The organism is Phycicoccus duodecadis (genome assembly GCF_002846495.1).
Lineage (GTDB): Bacteria > Actinomycetota > Actinomycetes > Actinomycetales > Dermatophilaceae > Phycicoccus > Phycicoccus duodecadis.
In genome coordinates this window covers 36,691-53,909 of record NZ_PJNE01000001.1, presented here as the reverse complement: position 1 = coordinate 53,909, position 17,219 = coordinate 36,691, and the positions used below count along the sequence as shown (strand labels likewise).

At 73.9% G+C, this 17,219-nt stretch carries 17 protein-coding genes; 10 read left to right on the top strand and 7 right to left on the bottom strand.

Annotated elements, in window-relative coordinates; translation table 11 throughout:
- Positions 1-33 precede the first annotated feature (33 nt).
- Positions 34-999, bottom strand: coding sequence for a CDP-diacylglycerol--serine O-phosphatidyltransferase (gene pssA / locus ATL31_RS00235; RefSeq protein WP_101394001.1), 966 nt, complete (start codon positions 997-999; stop codon positions 34-36).
- Positions 996-1,664: a phosphatidylserine decarboxylase gene (locus tag ATL31_RS00230; protein WP_101394000.1), complete on the bottom strand. Its 669-nt coding sequence runs from the start codon at positions 1,662-1,664 to the stop codon at positions 996-998. The genes pssA and ATL31_RS00230 overlap by 4 nt, the downstream gene beginning before the upstream one ends.
- Positions 1,665-1,689: 25 nt before the next feature.
- On the opposite strand from ATL31_RS00230, the gene ATL31_RS16710 reads away from it, so the two are divergent.
- The 3 genes from ATL31_RS16710 to ATL31_RS00215 are packed head-to-tail and all read left to right on the top strand — an operon-like array spanning position 1,690 to position 4,126.
- On the top strand, positions 1,690-2,400 hold the full coding sequence (locus ATL31_RS16710; protein WP_101393999.1) for an ABC transporter ATP-binding protein: 711 nt from the start codon (positions 1,690-1,692) through the stop codon (positions 2,398-2,400).
- A complete protein-coding gene (locus ATL31_RS16705) occupies positions 2,397-3,140 on the top strand; it encodes an ABC transporter permease (protein WP_101393998.1) in 744 nt (247 codons plus the stop codon). The genes ATL31_RS16710 and ATL31_RS16705 overlap by 4 nt, the downstream gene beginning before the upstream one ends.
- A gap of 53 nt (positions 3,141-3,193) precedes the next feature.
- Complete coding sequence (locus tag ATL31_RS00215; RefSeq protein ID WP_211283935.1) at positions 3,194-4,126, top strand: COX15/CtaA family protein; 933 nt, start codon at positions 3,194-3,196, stop codon at positions 4,124-4,126.
- A 135-nt stretch (positions 4,127-4,261) separates the two neighbouring features.
- On the opposite strand, the gene ATL31_RS00210 is transcribed toward ATL31_RS00215, so the two are convergent.
- Entirely contained in the window at positions 4,262-5,191 is a 930-nt protein-coding gene (locus ATL31_RS00210; RefSeq protein ID WP_281256275.1) for a heme o synthase, read from the bottom strand.
- Between the two features lie 197 nt (positions 5,192-5,388).
- Between ATL31_RS00210 and tkt the strand changes: the two genes are divergently transcribed.
- The 7 genes from tkt to ATL31_RS00175 all read left to right on the top strand — a co-directional run bounded on the left by tkt (position 5,389) and on the right by ATL31_RS00175 (position 14,409).
- The gene (gene tkt, locus ATL31_RS00205; RefSeq protein WP_211283934.1) at positions 5,389-7,674 is read left to right on the top strand and encodes a transketolase; all 2,286 of its coding nucleotides are present in this window, start codon (positions 5,389-5,391) and stop codon (positions 7,672-7,674) included.
- A gap of 7 nt (positions 7,675-7,681) precedes the next feature.
- On the top strand, positions 7,682-8,797 hold the full coding sequence (gene tal, locus ATL31_RS00200) for a transaldolase (RefSeq protein WP_101393997.1): 1,116 nt from the start codon (positions 7,682-7,684) through the stop codon (positions 8,795-8,797).
- Positions 8,794-10,419, top strand: a complete 1,626-nt coding sequence (locus ATL31_RS00195) for a glucose-6-phosphate isomerase (RefSeq protein ID WP_101393996.1) — start codon at positions 8,794-8,796, stop codon at positions 10,417-10,419. Before tal ends, ATL31_RS00195 begins: the two co-directional genes overlap by 4 nt.
- Positions 10,416-11,960 (top strand): glucose-6-phosphate dehydrogenase, encoded by a 1,545-nt coding sequence (gene zwf / locus ATL31_RS00190; RefSeq protein ID WP_101393995.1) that lies wholly within the window; start codon positions 10,416-10,418, stop codon positions 11,958-11,960. The genes ATL31_RS00195 and zwf overlap by 4 nt, the downstream gene beginning before the upstream one ends.
- A gap of 100 nt (positions 11,961-12,060) precedes the next feature.
- Positions 12,061-13,197, top strand: coding sequence for a glucose-6-phosphate dehydrogenase assembly protein OpcA (locus tag ATL31_RS00185; protein WP_101393994.1), 1,137 nt, complete (start codon positions 12,061-12,063; stop codon positions 13,195-13,197).
- Positions 13,194-13,940, top strand: a complete 747-nt coding sequence (gene pgl / locus ATL31_RS00180; RefSeq protein ID WP_101393993.1) for a 6-phosphogluconolactonase — start codon at positions 13,194-13,196, stop codon at positions 13,938-13,940. Before ATL31_RS00185 ends, pgl begins: the two co-directional genes overlap by 4 nt.
- Before the next feature lies 1 nt (position 13,941).
- A complete protein-coding gene (locus tag ATL31_RS00175; RefSeq protein ID WP_101393992.1) occupies positions 13,942-14,409 on the top strand; it encodes a hypothetical protein in 468 nt (155 codons plus the stop codon).
- A 78-nt stretch (positions 14,410-14,487) separates the two neighbouring features.
- On the opposite strand, the gene ATL31_RS00170 is transcribed toward ATL31_RS00175, so the two are convergent.
- The 4 genes from ATL31_RS00170 to ATL31_RS00155 form a co-directional block, all read right to left on the bottom strand.
- The gene (locus ATL31_RS00170; RefSeq protein WP_101393991.1) at positions 14,488-14,838 is read right to left on the bottom strand and encodes an RNA polymerase-binding protein RbpA; all 351 of its coding nucleotides are present in this window, start codon (positions 14,836-14,838) and stop codon (positions 14,488-14,490) included.
- A gap of 14 nt (positions 14,839-14,852) precedes the next feature.
- On the bottom strand, positions 14,853-15,095 hold the full coding sequence (gene secG, locus ATL31_RS00165) for a preprotein translocase subunit SecG (protein WP_055812386.1): 243 nt from the start codon (positions 15,093-15,095) through the stop codon (positions 14,853-14,855).
- 100 nt (positions 15,096-15,195) lie between these two features.
- Positions 15,196-15,993, bottom strand: coding sequence for a triose-phosphate isomerase (tpiA, locus tag ATL31_RS00160; protein ID WP_101393990.1), 798 nt, complete (start codon positions 15,991-15,993; stop codon positions 15,196-15,198).
- Between the two features lie 20 nt (positions 15,994-16,013).
- Entirely contained in the window at positions 16,014-17,213 is a 1,200-nt protein-coding gene (locus ATL31_RS00155; RefSeq protein ID WP_101393989.1) for a phosphoglycerate kinase, read from the bottom strand.
- Positions 17,214-17,219: the final 6 nt, after the last annotated feature.

The window sequence follows — 17,219 nt, the reverse complement described above, 5'->3', positions numbered from 1 at the left end:
GAGGACCACGTCCAAGGAAGGGTCGCCTAACCCTCAACCGCGGGGCTCGTCGGGCTCCCTGGCGCAGGCGCCTTCGAGGTCGAAGACGTCGATGACGTCGACCTCGTCGTCGTCCTCGATGCTGAGGAAGACCGACGGCATCCGGCTGCGGGGCGGCGCCACCGAGTCGGGGCCGAACAACCGGGCGCGCACCGGCGCGGTGAGCACGCCGAGGGGGGCGGTGAGCACGTAGCCGTAGGCCAGGACGAGGCCGGTGAGCCCCGGCGCCACCGCGAAGCCCAGCAGCACCAGGACCGCGACGACCGCGGTGCCCAGCCGCGCCCGCGGCGTGCCGGGCGCCAGCAGGTTGCGGAACGAGCGGAACCGGATGGTCATCACCATCAGCAGCGCCGGGACGATGCTGACCAGCATCGGGAACCAGGCCCGCCAGGGGCCGGAGCCGGGGCCCCACATCGGGGAGTCGAGCGCGAAGATCGTGGCCACGACGACCACGGCGGCGCCGGGCGACGGCAGCCCCACGAAGTAGCGCTTGTCGGCGGCCGGGTCGATGGTCACGTTGAAGCGCGCCAGCCGGAAGGCGGCGCAGGCGAGCCAGAAGAACGCCACGAGATAGGCGAGCAGCGGCCACTCGTCGAGCGCCCAGGTGTGCACGAGCACCGCCGGGGCCACCCCGAACGAGATGAGGTCGGCCAGCGAGTCGAGCTGGAGCCCGAACGGCGACGTGGCGCCCACCAGCCGCGCGACGAAGCCGTCGGCGATGTCCATGACGATCGAGAAGGCGATGAGCACGGCGGCCAGGGTGAAGTGGCCGCGGAACGCGAGCAGCACCGAGGCGAACCCGCTGATCATGTTCAGCGTCGTGAACACGCTCGGCGCCAGCAGGCGCGCCCGCTCGCGCTTGGGCAGCTGCCGCAGCGACACCACGGCGGCGCCGCTGGGCGAGACGAGCCGCCAGCGGTCGAGGATGCGGCGACGGCCCGGGGTGGGTGGCGTCGTCATCGCGCTCCCCCCACCACGGGCCAGCGGGCGATGACGGTCTCGCCGGCCACGACCCGCTCACCGGCCGCGACCAGCAGGTCGCACTCGAGCGGGACGAACACGTCCATCCGCGAGCCGAACTTCATCAGACCCACGCGCTGGCCGGTGGCGACCTCGTCGCCGACCGCGACGCGGGTGACGACCCGGCGCGCCATCAGGCCGACGATCTGGCGGAAGTGCACGCGACGCAGCTCACCGTCGACCTCGCGCTCGACGGTGATGTCGGCACGCTCGTTGAGGTGGGCGCTCTCGTGCGTGTACGCCGCCAGCCACCGGCCGGGGCGCTGCACGACCTCGGTGACCCGGCCGCCGTAGGGCGCGCGGTTCATGTGCACGTCGAAGGCCGACAGGAAGATGCTGACCTGCTGCCACTCCCCCGCGGGCGCCACCTTCTCCTGGCCCGGCCCCGCGTACATCACCTTGCCGTCGGCCGGCGAGAGGACGTCGTCCGCGGGGACGGTGCGCCCGTCAGGGGTGCGGTCGGGGTCGCGGAAGAACGCGGCGACGGCGAGGGGCAGGGCGGCGAGGGCCAGAGCGACCCGGGGGCGGCGCCCGAGGAGCGCGAGGGCGGCGGGGACGGCGGCGACCGCGGTGGCGGGTCCGGCCTCCCGGTCGATACGTGGCATGACCCCCACCCTAGGATGAACAGTCATGGGCGACGCCGTGTCGGTGCAGGGGCTGCATCGCGCGTTCGGCCCGGTCGTCGCGGTCGCGGGAGCCACCTGGTCGGCGCCCTCCGGCGCCGTCACCGCCGTGCTCGGGCCGAACGGGGCGGGCAAGACCACCACGGTCGAGTGCGTCGTCGGGCTGCAGCGGCCCGACGCCGGCACCGTGCGGGTCCTGGGGGCCGACCCGTGGCGCTCCTCCGCGGCCCACCGGGGCCGGGTCGGGGTGATGCTCCAGGACGGCGGCCTGCCCACCACCGCGCGGCCGCTCCGCCTGCTGGCCCACCTCGCGTCGTTGTACGAGCAGCCCCGCGACGTGGGCACGCTGGCCACCCGGCTCGGCATCGCCGGCTTCGCCCGCACCACCGTCCGCCGGATGTCCGGCGGCCAGCGCCAGCGCGTGGCCCTGGCCGCGGCGCTGGTCGGTGCGCCGGACGTCGCGCTCCTCGACGAACCGACCGCCGGGCTCGACCCGCACGCCCGCCGGGAGGTCTGGGACCTGGTGCGCGAGGAGGCCGCCGCCGGCACCTGCGTGGTCCTCACCACCCACTCCTTCGAGGAGGCCGAGCGGCTGGCCGACCGGGTCGTCGTGCTGGCCGCCGGGGCGGTGGTCGCCGACGGCACCCTCGCCGAGGTCCGCGGCGACCGCCCCCTCGAGGACGTCTACTTCGAGCTGACCGAGCGGGCGCCCCGGTGAGCGCCCCCGCCCCCACCGGCCGCCGCATCCTGGCCCAGGCGGCCTACGAGTGGCGCACCCTGCTCTCGAACGGCGAGCAGCTCCTCGTCTCGGTGGTCCTCCCGGCCCTGGCCCTGGTGGGGCTGGCGCTGAGCCGGGTGCCCTCGCTCGGCCCCGGCCGCCGCGCCGACCTCGCCACCGCCGGCGTGCTGGCCCTGGCCGTGGTCTCGACCGCCTTCACCGGGCAGGCCATCGCCACCGGCTTCGACCGGAGGGCCGGGGTGCTCCGGCTGCTGGGCACCACCCCCCTCGGCCGCTCCGGGCTCGTCGCCGGCAAGGCGCTGGCCGTGCTGGCGGTGTTGGCCGTGCAGGTGGTGGCGCTGGGTGCGCTCGGCCTGGCCCTCGGCTGGCATCCGGTCGCGTCCGGATGGGTGCCCGGCCTGGTCTCGGTCGTCCTCGGCGCCGCGGCCTTCGTGGCCCTCGCGCTGCTGCTGGCCGGCACGGTGCGCGCCGAGGCCGTGCTGGCCCTGGCCAACCTCGCGTGGGTGCTGCTGCTGGGGCTGGGGGTGCTGGTCCCCACCGGCGAGCTGCCCCGGGGCCTCGGCGCCGTCGCGCGCGCGCTGCCGTCGGGCGCGCTGGGCGACGCGCTGCGCACCTCCCTGGTGCAGGGCGGATGGCCGTGGGTCGCGTGGGCCGTCCTGCTGGCGTGGGCCGTCGCCGCCGGCCTCGGCGCCGTGCGCTGGTTCCGCTGGTCGGGCTGAGCGCCGACGGGGCTCGCGTCGGGTGCCCCGAGGCCCGGCCGTAAACTTCGCTCGTGAGCCAGCTGTCGATCCTGCCCCGCGCGGTCTCCACCCGCACCGTCCGCCGGTGGGCGTGGGCCACGCTGGTCGCGAACGTCGTCATCATCCTGACCGGTGGGCTGGTGCGGCTGACCAGCTCGGGGCTGGGCTGCCCCACCTGGCCCCGCTGCACGTCCGGGTCCTTCGTGCCGCACCGCGAGCTCGGGGTGCACGGTCTCATCGAGTTCGGCAACCGGCTGCTCACGTACGTACTGATCGCCGTCGTGCTCGCCACCGTGGTCGCCGTCTGGCGCTGGACCTCGAGCACCCGGCCGGTCCGCCGGCTGGCCGTGCTCATCGCCCTCGGGGTGCCCTTCCAGGGCGTGGTCGGCGGCATCACCGTCCTCACCCGGCTGAACCCCTGGGTGGTGGCGCTGCACCTCGTGCTCTCGATGGCGCTGGTCGGGCTGTCGGTGCTCCTGCTGGTGCGGGTGCACGACGAGCCGGTCACCGCCGTCGCGCCGTGGGTGCGCGGCGCGGCCGTGGGCGTGCTGGCACTGGCGGCCGTGGTCGTCTACCTCGGCACCGTCGTCACCGGCAGCGGGCCGCACGCGGGCGACGCGAACGCCCCGCGCAACGGCCTGGACCCCGCGCTCTGGAGCCACGTGCACGCCGCCGTGGTGTACGCCCTCGTGGCCCTCACGGTCGTCGTCACCTGGGTGGCGCGCGGCACCTCGCTGCTGCGCCCGGCCGCCGTGCTGCTGGGCGTCGAGCTGGCCCAGGGTGCCGTCGGGTTCGCCCAGTACTTCACCGGGCTGCCCGTGCCGCTGGTGGCCCTGCACCTGGTCGGGGCGGCCGCGCTGGTGGCGTCGGCCACCTGGCTGTTCCTCGTCGCCCGGCCCGCGCGGGTCGCAGGCAGCCCGGCCGCGCGCCGCGCCGAACCGGCCGAGGCTCCCGCCCAGCGCTGAGGCCTCGCGCCGCGGGCTGGCGGGACGGCCGACCGGGTCGGTCGGGAGGCCAGGACACGCAGAGCGGAGGGCTCGTCCTTCGGGGTGTTCTGGCCGGTCGACGGCTCGGTCCGCACCGGCCGCCCCCGCCGCCGCTCAGCGCAGGGGCAGGTGCGCGAGCGGGTCGACCGCCACGGCCAGGAAGACCACCGTCACGTAGGTGATCGAGTAGTGGAACAGGCGCATCGGCCGCAGCCCGGGGCCGGTGAGGCCGGAGCGGGCGGCCCGTAGCAGGCGGTGGGCCTCGGCCACGAACAGCGCCCCGGCGACCACCGCGGTGGCGGTGTACAGCCAGCCCATGCCGGCCACCGGCACCAGCACCAGCGAGGTCGCCACCATCACCCACGAGTACGCGACGACCTGGCGGCCGACGGCGACGGGGCCGCGCTCGACCGGCAGCATCGGGACCTCGGCGGTGGCGTAGTCGTCGCGGAAGGCCATCGAGAGCGGCCAGTAGTGCGGCGGCGTCCAGAAGAAGATGACGAGGAACAGCACCAGTGCGGGCCACTGCACCGTGCCGGTGACGGCCGACCAGCCGATGAGGGTGGGCATGCAGCCCGCGATGCCGCCCCAGACGATGTTCTGCGACGTGCGCCGCTTCAGCAGCACCGTGTAGCCGACGGCGTAGAGCGCGATCGCCAGCAGCGACAGCACCGCCGAGAGGACGTTGACGACCAGCGCGAACCACACGGTGGACGCGACCGTGAGGGCACCGCCGAAGACGAGCGCCTCGCGGACCCCCACTTCGCCGGTGACCATCGGGCGGCTGCTCGTGCGGTGCATCAGCCGGTCGATGTCGCGGTCGTAGACCGAGTTGAAGGTGTTGGCCGCGCCGGCGCTGAGGATGCCGCCGACCAGGGTCTCGAGGACCAGCCACAGCGACGGCACCCCGCGCTGCGCGAGGAACATCACCGGCACCGTGGTGACCAGCAGCAGCTCGATGATGCGCGGCTTGGTGAGGGCGACGAAGGCGGCCAGCCGGCCGCGGGCACCCGGCATGGCGGCGGCGGTCGCCGCGGTGGTGATGGGAGTGGTGGCCACGTCGTCCTTCACGCTCGGCCTCAGGGGTGCCCGGCGAGTCTAACCGCCCGCGGCAGAACACCCTCCGCCCGCCCCCGCCGTGCGTGCGCGGGGCGGGACTAGGGTGGGTCACAGAAGCGTCACGCGGCGCCCTCACCGCCGGTGGCGACGTCCAGAGCACGTCCCCGCGAGAGAGGTCCATCTTGACCACCACCACCCGCAAGCGCTCCGACTCCCTCCTGGCCGGCCGGTCCGCCGAGCTCAGCCGCCCCATCGCCAAGAAGGCCGGCTGGAGCGACCTGGACGTGCGCGCCGTCGACACCGCGCGGGTGCTGGCCGCCGACGCCGTGCAGCGCACCGGCAACGGCCACCCCGGCACCGCGATGAGCCTGGCGCCGGTGGCGTACCTGCTCTACCAGAACGTCATGCGCCACGACCCGGCCGACCCGGCGTGGCTCGGCCGCGACCGGTTCGTGCTGTCGTGCGGGCACTCCTCGCTCACCCAGTACGTCCAGCTCTACCTCTCGGGCTACGGCCTCGAGCTCGACGACCTCAAGGCGCTGCGCACGTGGGGCTCGCTCACCCCCGGCCACCCCGAGGTCCACCACACCAAGGGCATCGAGATCACCACGGGTCCGCTCGGCTCGGGCCTGGCCTCCGCGGTCGGGATGGCGATGGCCCAGCGCCGCCAGCGCGGCATGCTCGACCCCGACGCCAAGGCCGGCGAGAGCCCGTTCGACCACCACGTGTGGGTCCTGGCCTCCGACGGCGACCTGATGGAGGGCGTCTCCTCCGAGGCCTGCTCCCTCGCGGGCCACCAGGAGCTCGGCAACCTCACCGTCGTCTACGACGCGAACCAGATCTCCATCGAGGACGACACCGACATCTCCTTCAGCGAGGACGTCGCGCTGCGCTTCCAGGCGTACGGCTGGGACGTGGTCGACGTCGACTGGCGCCAGTCGAACGACCCTGCGGGGACCCCCGACTACACCGAGGACATCGACAGCCTGCTGGCCGCGCTCGAGAAGAGCCGACGCCCGGGGAAGCGCCCCACCCTGGTGCGCCTGCACACCGTCATCGCCTGGCCCGCCCCGTCGGCCCGCGGCACGGGCAAGGCCCACGGCTCCGCGCTCGGCGACGCCGAGGTCGCGGCCACCAAGGAGCTCCTCGGCTTCGACCCGAAGAAGACCTTCCAGGTCGACCGGGCCGTGCTCGCCCACACCCGCGAGGTGAAGAAGCGCGGCAAGGCCGCCCACCGCGAGTGGGACAAGGGCTACAAGGCCTGGCGCAAGGGCAACCCCGAGACCGCCGCGCTGCTCGACCGCCTCGTGGCCGGTGAGCTGCCGAAGGACTTCGCCAAGGCCCTCCCCGTCTTCGAGGCCGACCCCAAGGGCATCGCCACCCGCGCCGCGTCCGGCAAGGTGCTGAGCGCCCTCGGCCGGGTCGTCCCCGAGCTGTGGGGCGGCTCGGCCGACCTGGCCGAGTCCAACAACACCACCATGGAGGGCCAGTCCTCCTTCATCCCCACCAGCAAGCAGACCGCCGAGTGGAAGGGCGGCCCGTACGGGCGCACCCTGCACTTCGGCATCCGCGAGAACGGGATGGGCATGATCCTCAACGGGATCGCGCTCGAAGGCCTGACGCGCCCCTACGGCGGCACCTTCCTGGTGTTCTCCGACTACATGCGCCCGGCCGTCCGGCTCGCCGCACTGCAGCAGCTGCCGGTCACGTTCGTCTGGACCCACGACTCCATCGGTCTCGGCGAGGACGGCCCCACCCACCAGCCGGTCGAGCAGGTGGCGAGCCTGCGCGCCATCCCCCAGCTCGACATGGTCCGCCCGGCCGACGCCAACGAGACCGCCGAGGCCTGGGCCGAGATCCTGCGCCGCCGCCGCACCGCCGGGCTGGCCCTGTCGCGCCAGGCGCTCCCCACCATCGACCGCACCACCCACGCCAAGGCCAGCGGGGTCCGCAAGGGCGCCTACGTCCTGGTCGACGGCGGCAGGAACGGCGACGAGGCGCCCGAGGTCATCCTCATCGCCACGGGCTCCGAGGTGACCCTCGCACTGGCCGCCCGCGAGAAGCTCGAGCAGGCCCGGGTCCGCACCCGGGTGGTCTCGATGCCGTGCCGGGAATGGTTCGAGGAGCAGCCGCGCTCCTACCAGAGCAAGGTCCTGCCTCCCGAGGTCAAGGCCCGCGTCAGCGTCGAGGCGGGGGTGTCCATGGGATGGCACGACCTCGTCGGGGATGCCGGCCGCTGCGTCAGCCTCGAGCACTTCGGGGCCTCCGCCGACGGTGCGACGCTCTTCCGCGAGTTCGGGTTCACCCCCGAGGCCGTCGTCAAGGCCGCCAAGGACTCGCTCAAGTCCGCCCGCTCCGCCACCGGTGTCCCTGCCGTCAACGACACGTCCCCCCGGGCCAAGCAGTCCCGCTCGGGTGGGGCCTCGATCGCGCCGAGCCGCAAGTCCGCGGCCTCGACCGGGAAGTGAGACCCGCATGACCACTCCGCAGCCCCTCCAGGACCTCGCCGCGCAGGGGGTGTCGATCTGGCTCGACGACCTCTCGCGTGACCGCATCTGCTCGGGCAACCTCCAGGAGCTCATCGACGACCGCGGCGTCGTCGGCGTCACCACCAACCCGTCGATCTTCCAGGCCGCGCTCTCCGAGGGCCACGCCTACGACGAGCAGGTCGCCGAGCTCGCGTCGAAGGGCAGGACCGTCGACGAGGCCGTCTTCGCCCTGACCACCCGCGACGTCCACGACGCGTGCGAGATCATGAAGCCGGTCTTCGAGCGCACCGGCGGTGAGGACGGCCGGGTGTCGATCGAGGTCGACCCGCGGCTCGCCCACGACACCGCGCGCACCGTGGCCGAGGCCAAGGAGCTGCGGGCGGCGGTCGACCAGCCCAACGTCTTCATCAAGATCCCGGCCACCGTCGAGGGCCTGCCGGCCATCTCGCAGGTCCTGGCCGAGGGTATCTCGGTCAACGTCACGCTGATCTTCTCGCTCGACCGCTACCGCGCCGTCATGAACGCCTTCCTCACCGGCCTCGAGCAGGCGCGGGAGGCCGGCAGGGACCTCTCCACGATCCGTTCCGTGGCGTCGTTCTTCGTCTCCCGCGTCGACGCCGAGGTCGACAAGCGGCTCGACGCCATCGGCACCGACGACGCGTCGGCCGTGCGCGGCCGGGCCGGGCTGGCCAACGCCCGGCTCGCCTACCAGGCCTACGAGGAGGTCTTCTCGACCCCTCGCTGGTCCTCGCTCGAGGCGGCCGGCGCCCACAAGCAGCGTCCGCTGTGGGCCTCCACCGGCGTCAAGGACCCGGCCTACCCCGACACCATGTACGTCACCGAGCTCGTGGCCCCGGGCACCGTCAACACCATGCCCGAGAAGACCCTCGAGGCCACCGCCGACCACGGCGAGATCCACGGCGACGCCGTCACCGGCGCCTACGCCGAGGCCGCCGACGTGCTCGACACCCTCGAGCGGCTCGGCATCTCGTACTCCGAGGTCGTCGACCAGCTCGAGCGTGAGGGCGTCGACAAGTTCGAGAAGGCCTGGGGCGAGCTGCTCCAGGGCGTGCAGGACGAGCTGGGCAAGGCCTCCGCGTGAGCACCCTCTCCGTCACAGCCACCGGGGCGGCGGCCGACGCCGTCGCCCGGCACGTCCCCACCCTGGTGGCCGACGAGGTCGCCGGCCGGATCTTCGCGCAGGACCCCACCCTGTGGGGCGCGGCCGCCGAGGACGAGGCGTCCAAGCGCCTCTCGTGGACCGGGCTGGCGCGCAGCTCGCGTCCGCTCGTCGGTGAGATCGCGGCCCTGAGGGCCGAGCTCGAGGAGGTCGGCTACGACCGGGTCGTGCTCTGCGGGATGGGCGGGTCGTCGCTGGCGCCCGAGGTCATCTGCGCCACCGCCGGCGTGCCGATCGTCATCCTCGACTCCTCCGACCCCGACGTCGTCCGCGGGGCCGTCACCGACCTCGCGCGCACCGTCGTGGTCGTGTCGAGCAAGTCCGGCTCCACCGTCGAGACCGACAGCCAGCGCCGCGTCTTCGAGCAGGCGTTCCGCGACGCGGGGCTCGACCCCGCCCAGCGCATCGTCGTGGTCACCGACCCCGGCAGCCCCCTCGAGCAGGCGGCCCGCGGCGACGGCTACCACGTCGTCGTCGCCGACCCCGCCGTCGGCGGCCGCTACTCGGCGCTCACCGCCTTCGGGCTGGTCCCGAGCGGGCTCGCCGGCGCCGACATCGAGGCGCTGCTCGACGACGCCGAGGCCGTCGCCGACCTCCTGGCGGCCGACGACGACGCCAACCCCGCCCTGCGCCTGGGGGCGGCCATGGCCGGCACCGAGCCGCTGCGCGACAAGCTCGTCCTGGTCGACGCCGGCACCGAGAACGCCGGTTTCCCGGCCTGGGCCGAGCAGCTCATCGCCGAGTCCACCGGCAAGGACGGCACCGGCATCCTGCCCGTGGTGGCCATCGGCGCCGAGCCCGGCCGGCTCTACGCCGACGGCACCGTGGCCCGGCTGGTGGCCACCGACGCCGACGACGACGGCGGCCCGGAGTCGAGCGGCGAGTCCGTGGTCACCGTGGCCGGTCCCCTCGGCGCCCAGTTCCTGCTGTGGGAGGTCGCCACCGCCGTCGCGGGGCGCCTGCTCGGCATCAACCCGTTCGACCAGCCCGACGTCGAGAGCGCCAAGGCCGCGGCCCGCGAGCTGCTCGAGCAGGGCATCGGCGCCGGCGACGAGCCGGCGTTCACCGACGGGGCCGTCGAGGTCCGCGCGCTCGGGGGCGACTGGCTCACCGGCACCGCCACCCTGGCCACCGCCCTCGACGACCTCCTGGCCCGGCTCGACCCCGAGCACGGCTACGTCGCCGTGATGGCGTACCTCGACCGCGAGGCCGACGCCGACCTCGAGAACGTCGCCCGCGACCTGTACGACCGCACCGGCCGCCCGGTCACCTTCGGCTGGGGCCCGCGGTTCCTGCACTCGACCGGGCAGTACCACAAGGGCGGTCCGGGCACCGGGGTCTACGTGCAGGTCACGGCCACCCCGACCGAGGACCTCCAGGTCCCGGGGCGCGACTTCACGCTGGGGCAGTTCATCGCCTCCCAGGCCGCGGGTGACGCGCAGGTCCTGGCCGAGCACGGCCGGCCCGTGCTGCGCCTGCACCTGACCTCGCACGACGAGGGCCTGGCGCAGGTCCGCTCGCTCCTCGGCCAGGGCGGCGCATGAGCCCCGCCCGCGTCGCCGCCGGCGTCAACCCGCTGCGCGACCCCCGTGACAAGCGGCTGCCCCGGATCGCGGGGCCGTGCTCGATGGTCCTGTTCGGCGTCACCGGTGACCTCGCCCGCAAGAAGCTGATGCCTGCCATCTACGACCTCGCCAACCGCGGTCTGCTGCCGCCCGGGTTCTCGCTCGTGGGTTTCGCCCGCCGCGACTGGGCCGACCAGGACTTCGGCAAGATCGTCTACGAGGCGGTCAAGGAGCGCGCCCGCACCCCGTTCCGCGAGGAGGTCTGGCGCACCCTCGCCGAGGGCATCCGGTTCGTACCGGGCACCTTCGACGACGACGCCGCCTTCGACCTGCTGTCCGAGACCGTGGCCCAGCTCGACGAGCAGCGCGGCACCGGCGGCAACCACGCGTTCTACCTCTCCATCCCCCCGGGGCTGTTCGCCACGGTGTGCCAGCAGCTGGAGCGTTCGGGGCTGTCAACGTCCCGTCCGGGGTCGTGGCGCCGGGTCGTCATCGAGAAGCCGTTCGGGCACGACCTGACCTCGGCCCGCGAGCTGAACGACATCGTCGAGGGCGTCTTCCCGGCCGACTCGGTCTTCCGCATCGACCACTACCTGGGCAAGGAGACGGTGCAGAACCTGCTGGCGCTGCGCTTCGCCAACCAGATGTTCGAGCCGGTGTGGAACGCCAACTACGTCGACCACGTGCAGATCACGATGGCCGAGGACATCGGCATCGGCGGCCGCGCCGGCTACTACGACGGCATCGGCGCCGCCCGCGACGTCATCCAGAACCACCTGCTCCAGCTGCTCGCGCTGACCGCGATGGAGGAGCCGGTCTCCTTCGACGCGCACGGCCTCCGGCTCGAGAAGGAGAAGGTCCTCTCGGCCGTCCGCATCCCCGCCGACCTGGCCACCGGCACCGCCCGCGGCCAGTACGCCAAGGGCTGGCAGGGCGGCGAGGAGGTGGTCGGCTACCTCGAGGAGGACGGCGTCGCGCGCGGCTCGAACACCGAGACCTACGCCGCCGTGCGCCTCGACGTCGACACCCGGCGCTGGGCCGGGGTGCCGTTCTACCTGCGCACCGGCAAGCGGCTGGGCAAGCGGGTCACCGAGATCGCGGTCGTGTTCAAGAAGGCACCGCACCTGCCGTTCACGGACACCGCCACCGAGGAGCTCGGCCAGAACGCCGTCGTCATCCGCGTGCAGCCCGACGAGGGCGTCACGCTGCGGTTCGGGGCCAAGGTCCCCGGCGCCCAGATGGAGGTGCGCGACGTGACCATGGACTTCGGCTACGGCCGCTCCTTCACCGAGTCCTCCCCCGAGGCCTACGAGCGCCTCATCCTCGACGTGCTGCTGGGCGAGCCGCCGCTGTTCCCGCGGCACGAGGAGGTCGAGCTCTCCTGGCGGATCCTCGACCCCATCGAGCACTTCTGGGCCACCAAGGGCCGCAAGCCCGACCAGTACGAGGCCGGCGGCTGGGGCCCGGCCGCCGCCGACGAGCTCATGCGCCGCGACGGCCGCGAGTGGAGGCTCCCGTGATCACCACCCCGACAAGTTCGCCCACGCGGAGCGTGGGACCCGCGCTCGTCCCGCCCACGCGGAGCGTGGGACCCGGCTCCGATACTGATCGGGGACCCCGGTGATCGTCGACCTGCCCAACACCTCGACCGCCGCGGTCAGCAAGCGGCTGGTCAAGCTGCGCTCCGACACCGGGGCGATGGCGCTCTCCCGCGTCCTCACGCTCGTCGTCGTGGTCGACGACGAGGAGGCCGAGGCCGCCATCGACACCGCCAACGACGCGAGCCGGCAGCACCCCTGCCGGATCATCGTCGTGGTCACCGGCAACCGCCGCGGTGCCGCCCGCCTCGACGGCCAGATCCGGGTCGGCGGTGACGCGGGGGCCTCCGAGGTCGTGGTGCTGCGGCTCTACGGCCCGCTGGCCGGCCACGGCCGCGCCGTCGTCACGCCCCTGCTGCTCGCCGACTCCCCCATCGTGGTGTGGTGGCCGGTCGACGCGCCCAAGGACCCCGCCGCCGACCCCGTCGGCGCCATGGGCCAGCGGCGTATCACCGACGCCGCGCGAGCCCACGGCCAGCCGCGCACGCTGCTCAAGCGCCTCGCCGGGGCCTACGCCCCCGGCGACACCGACCTCGCGTGGTCGCGCGTCACCCTGTGGCGCGGGCTGCTGGCCGCCGCGCTCGACCAGGCTCCCTTCGAGCCGGTCACCGAGGCCACCGTCGTGGCCGCCCCCGACTCCCCCTCGGGCGAGCTCCTGGCCGGGTGGCTGGCCGTCCGGCTGCGCTGCCCGGTGCAGATGGCCCACTCGCGCCGTGGCACCGGCATCATCTCGGTGCGGCTGGCCCGCAAGAGCGGGACCGTCGACCTCGTCCGCCCCGAGGACGGCGACACCTCGGTGCTGCGCCAGCCCGGGCAGCCCGACCGCACCGTCGCGCTGCCGCACCGGGGTGACGCCGAGTGCCTGGCCGACGAGCTGCGCCGGCTCGACCCCGACGAGGTCTACGAGGACGCGCTCATCAAGGGGCTCGCCGCGGTGCGCATCTCCAAGCGCACCGCCAGCGAGGCCGTCCGCGCCGGGGACGCGCCCTCGGCCGCCGAGGCCGAGAAGGCTGCGGCGCGACTGCGCCGCTCCGCCCGGGCCGCCGCCAGCAGCGCCACCGTCGAGAGCATGGCGATGCCCGACGAGGGGGCCAGCACCGAGACGGTCAAGAAGGCCTCGGCCACCCAGCTCGCCGAGGCCAAGGAGCGCCGCTCGTGACCGGTCCCCACGCCTGTCCCGACGCCACCGTCGTCGTCCACCCCACCCGCCAGGCCCTGGCCGACGCCGCCGCGGCTCGCCTGGTCGTGGCGCTGGTCGACGCCCTCGCGGTGCGCGAGGTGGCGCACGTGTCGATGACCGGGGGCTCGATGGGCTCCGAGATCGTGCGGTCGCTGGTGGCGCTGCCGGCCCGCGACGCCGTCGACTGGGGCCGGGTGCACGTCTGGTGGGGCGACGAGCGCTACCTGCCGGCGGGTGACCCCGACCGCAACGACACCCAGAACGACGCGGCCGGCCTGAGCACCTTGTGCCTCGACCCGGCGAACGTCCACCGGGTGCCCGGCCCCGACGCCACCGGCTCGGCCGAGGAGGCCGCCGCCACCTACGCGCACACCGTGCGCTCCACCGGTACCGGGGCCTTCGACGTCATGGTCCTGGGGGTCGGGCCCGACGGCCACATCGCCTCGCTGTTCCCCCACCACCCGGCCGCGGGCACGCAGGGCGAGATCGCCGTCGCCGTGCACGACTCCCCCAAGCCCCCGCCCGACCGCGTCTCGCTCACGCTCGAGTGCCTCGAGCGCTCCCGCGAGGTCTGGTTCCTCGTCAGCGGGGCCGACAAGGCCGACGCCGTGCGCCGCGGCGTGCAGGGGTCCCCGTTCGCCGAGACCCCCGCCGCCCACGTGCGCGGCCAGGAGCGCACCCTCTGGCTCGTCGACCACGACGCCGCCGCGGACCTGGGCTGACGTGGGCGTCCTCGACCGCTTCCGGCGCCGCGACACGACCGCCGCGGCCCCCGAGCCCGACGACGTCCTCGAGCCCGAGCCCGTCGACGAGGTGGCCAGCCGGCCGCTGAACGCCGCCGAGGAGTCACGGCTCGAGGCCTACCGGCTCCGGTACGCGGGCCGCGGCATCGACCCCGCCGACCTCGCCAGCATCGCCGCCGCGTGGGACGCCGCCGTCGCCCACGGCGACGAGGCCGAGGCCTCCGAGGTCGTCACGGTCATCGCCACCGCCATCGGCGACCACCTCGTCGGTGCCGGCTACCGCTGGGTGATGAGCACCGACCCCTTCGGCACCGACCTGGCCGTCGAGCCGCCCCGGCGCGGGGTTCCGGTGGTGGTGCGCACCCTGGTCGCCGTCCGCTGGATGAAGCGCGAAGCCGGGTGGGTCGAGGGTGTCGCGGGCCACCTGGCGCGTTCCGCCCGGCGCTGACCCCACGGCATCCCGGCCCGACGCACAGCAGGACCCCGACCGGGTGGCCGGGGTCCTGCTGTGTGCTGCCTCAAGGCCTCACTGGATGAGGCCGCGCCCGCGCAAGCTCTCGAGGGCCTCGTCGAGGATGGCGGCGCCGTCCTCGTCGGAGCGGCGCTCCTTGACGTACGCGAGGTGGGTCTTGTACGGCTCGACCTTGGGGGGCGCCGGGGGGTTGTCGGCGTCCTGCCCGGCGGGGAGCCCGCACCGCGGACAGTCCCACGTCTCGGGGACGACCAGGCCGGCCTCCTCGGCGAAGCTCGGACGGGTCTCGTGCCCGTTGGAGCAGTAGAACGAGACGAAACGGCGCGGGGCCGCGTCACCACGCTCGGCCTCGCCCATGGGGCCCGCACCGACGCGCGAGCCACGGATCGCGTTACCACCAGCCATGAGTCATCCTCCGATCAGCTGAAGCGCTCGAGGACGCCGAGACCGACGACGCACGTGAACCAGACGAGGGCGACACCGACCGTGATGCGGTCGAGGTTGCGCTCGGCGACCGAGGACCCGCCGAGCGAGCTCGACATCCCGCCGCCGAACATGTCGGAGAGACCCCCACCCTTGCCCTTGTGCAGCAGGATGAGGAAGGTCAGGAACAGGCCGCCGAGGACCAGGAGGACCTGGAGGCCGATACGCACCGCATCCACGGGTGGATCCTTCGTGTGGGGGTCGGGGACAACCGGTACAGGATAACCGGTCGGTGCACCGGTCGACGGACGCGCCGGGGCGCGGCGACCGGTGGCGGGGTCAGGACGTGGCGAGGTGGTCGCGGAAGCGACAGATCGCCGCGAACTCCGCGGGGTCGATGGAGGCCCCGCCGACCAGGGCGCCGTCGACGTCCTCCTTGGCCATGATGGCCGCGACGTTGCCGGACTTGACCGAGCCGCCGTAGAGGATGCGGACGCCGTCGGCGACGTCCCCGCTGTAGAGCTCGGCGAGCTCGGTACGGATGGCCGCGCACACCTCCTGGGCGTCCTCGGGCGTGGCGACCTCGCCGGTGCCGATGGCCCAGACGGGCTCGTAGGCGATGACGATGCTGCGGGCCTGCTCGGCGGTGATGCCGTCGAGGCCGGCACGGACCTGGGCCAGCACATGCTCGACGTGGGTGCCCGCCTGGCGGATCTCGAGGCCCTCGCCGACGCAGAAGATGGGGGTGAGCCCGTGGGTGTAGGCCGCCTTCAGCTTCGCGTTGACGACGTCGTCGCCCTCGTGGTGGTACTCGCGCCGCTCGCTGTGCCCCACCGCGACGTAGGTGCAGCCGAGCTTCGCGAGGAAGGCCCCGCTGATCTCGCCGGTGTAGGCGCCCGAGGCGTGGACCGACAGGTCCTGCGCGCCGTGCTTGAGCTCGAGGCGGTCACCGTCGATGAGCGTCTGGACGCTGCGGATGTCGGTGAACGGCGGCAGGACCGCGACCTCGACGGCGGCGAAGTCGTGCTTGCCGTCGCGCAGGGTCCAGTCGAGCTTCTGCACGAGGTGGGTGGCCTGGAGGTGGTCCAGGTTCATCTTCCAGTTCCCCGCCATGAGCGGGGTGCGGCCGGAGGCCATGGGATGACTCCTTCGTCGGGTCAGTCGGAGAGGATCGTGATGCCGGGGAGGCTCTTGCCCTCGAGGTACTCGAGGGACGCCCCGCCGCCGGTGGAGATGTGGCCGAACTGCTCGTCGCGGAACCCCAGCTGCCGGACGGCGGCGGCGGAGTCGCCCCCACCCACGACGGTGAGCGCCCCGGCCTCGGTGGCCGCGACGAGGGCCCGGGCCAGCGCCTCGGTACCCGCGGCGAAGGGCTCCATCTCGAAGGCGCCCATCGGGCCGTTCCAGAAGACGGTGCGGGCGTCGGCCAGCCGGCTCGCGTAGAGCTCGGCCGAGCGCGGCCCGATGTCGAGGCCCATGGCGTCGGCCGGGATCGCGTCGGCGTCGACGACGTCGGTCGCGGTGTCGGCCGAGAACTCCTTGCCCACGACGATGTCGACGGGGAGCACGATCTCGACGCCGGACTCCTGCGCGCGGGCCAGGTAGCCCTTGCACGCCTCGACGCTGTCGGCGTCGAAGAGGCTGGTGCCGATCTCGTGGCCCTGGGCCGCGAGGAACGTGAAGAGCATCCCGCCGCCGATGAGGAGGCGGTCGGCCGTGCCCATGAGGTTGTCGATGACGGCCAGCTTGTCGGCCACCTTGGCGCCACCAAGCACGACCACGTAGGGGCGCTCGGGGTTCTCGGTGAGGCGCTTGAGCACCTCGACCTCGTCGTGCACGAGACCACCCATGGCCGACGGCAGCCGGGTGGCGACGTCGTAGACCGAGGCCTGCTTGCGGTGGACGACCCCGAAGCCGTCGGAGACGAAGGCGTCGGCCAGCGACGCGAGGTCGTCGGCGAAGGCGGCGCGGTCCTCGTCGGCCTTGGCCGTCTCACCGGCGTTGAACCGCAGGTTCTCGAGGAGGACGACGTCGCCGTCGGCCATGGCCTGGACCGCGGCGCGCGCCGAGGGGCCCACCGTGTCGTCGGCGAAGGTGACCGGGCGGCCGAGCAGCTCGGCCAGCCGGGTGGAGACGGGCCGCAGCGAGTACTTCGCCTCCGGCTCGCCCTTCGGCCGCCCGAGGTGGGCGCACACGACGACGCGTGCGCCCGCCTCGGACAGCGCGGTGATGGTCGGCACCGACGCGCGGATCCGGCCGTCGTCCGTGATCGTGGTCCCGTCGAGGGGCACGTTGAGGTCGGACCGGACGAGGACGCGCTTGCCGCGCAGGTCGCCCAGCGAGGAGATGTCAGCCATCAGGGA

Coding starts and splice junctions, on each gene's coding strand:
- pssA (WP_101394001.1), bottom strand. CDS start 999: ATGACGACGCCACCCACCCCGGGCCGTCGCCGCATCCTCGACCGCTGG.
- ATL31_RS00230 (WP_101394000.1), bottom strand. CDS start 1,664: ATGCCACGTATCGACCGGGAGGCCGGACCCGCCACCGCGGTCGCCGCC.
- ATL31_RS16710 (WP_101393999.1), top strand. CDS start 1,690: ATGGGCGACGCCGTGTCGGTGCAGGGGCTGCATCGCGCGTTCGGCCCG.
- tal (WP_101393997.1), top strand. CDS start 7,682: ATGACCACTCCGCAGCCCCTCCAGGACCTCGCCGCGCAGGGGGTGTCG.
- zwf (WP_101393995.1), top strand. CDS start 10,416: ATGAGCCCCGCCCGCGTCGCCGCCGGCGTCAACCCGCTGCGCGACCCC.
- ATL31_RS00170 (WP_101393991.1), bottom strand. CDS start 14,838: ATGGCTGGTGGTAACGCGATCCGTGGCTCGCGCGTCGGTGCGGGCCCC.
- tpiA (WP_101393990.1), bottom strand. CDS start 15,993: ATGGCCTCCGGCCGCACCCCGCTCATGGCGGGGAACTGGAAGATGAAC.
- ATL31_RS00155 (WP_101393989.1), bottom strand. CDS start 17,213: ATGGCTGACATCTCCTCGCTGGGCGACCTGCGCGGCAAGCGCGTCCTC.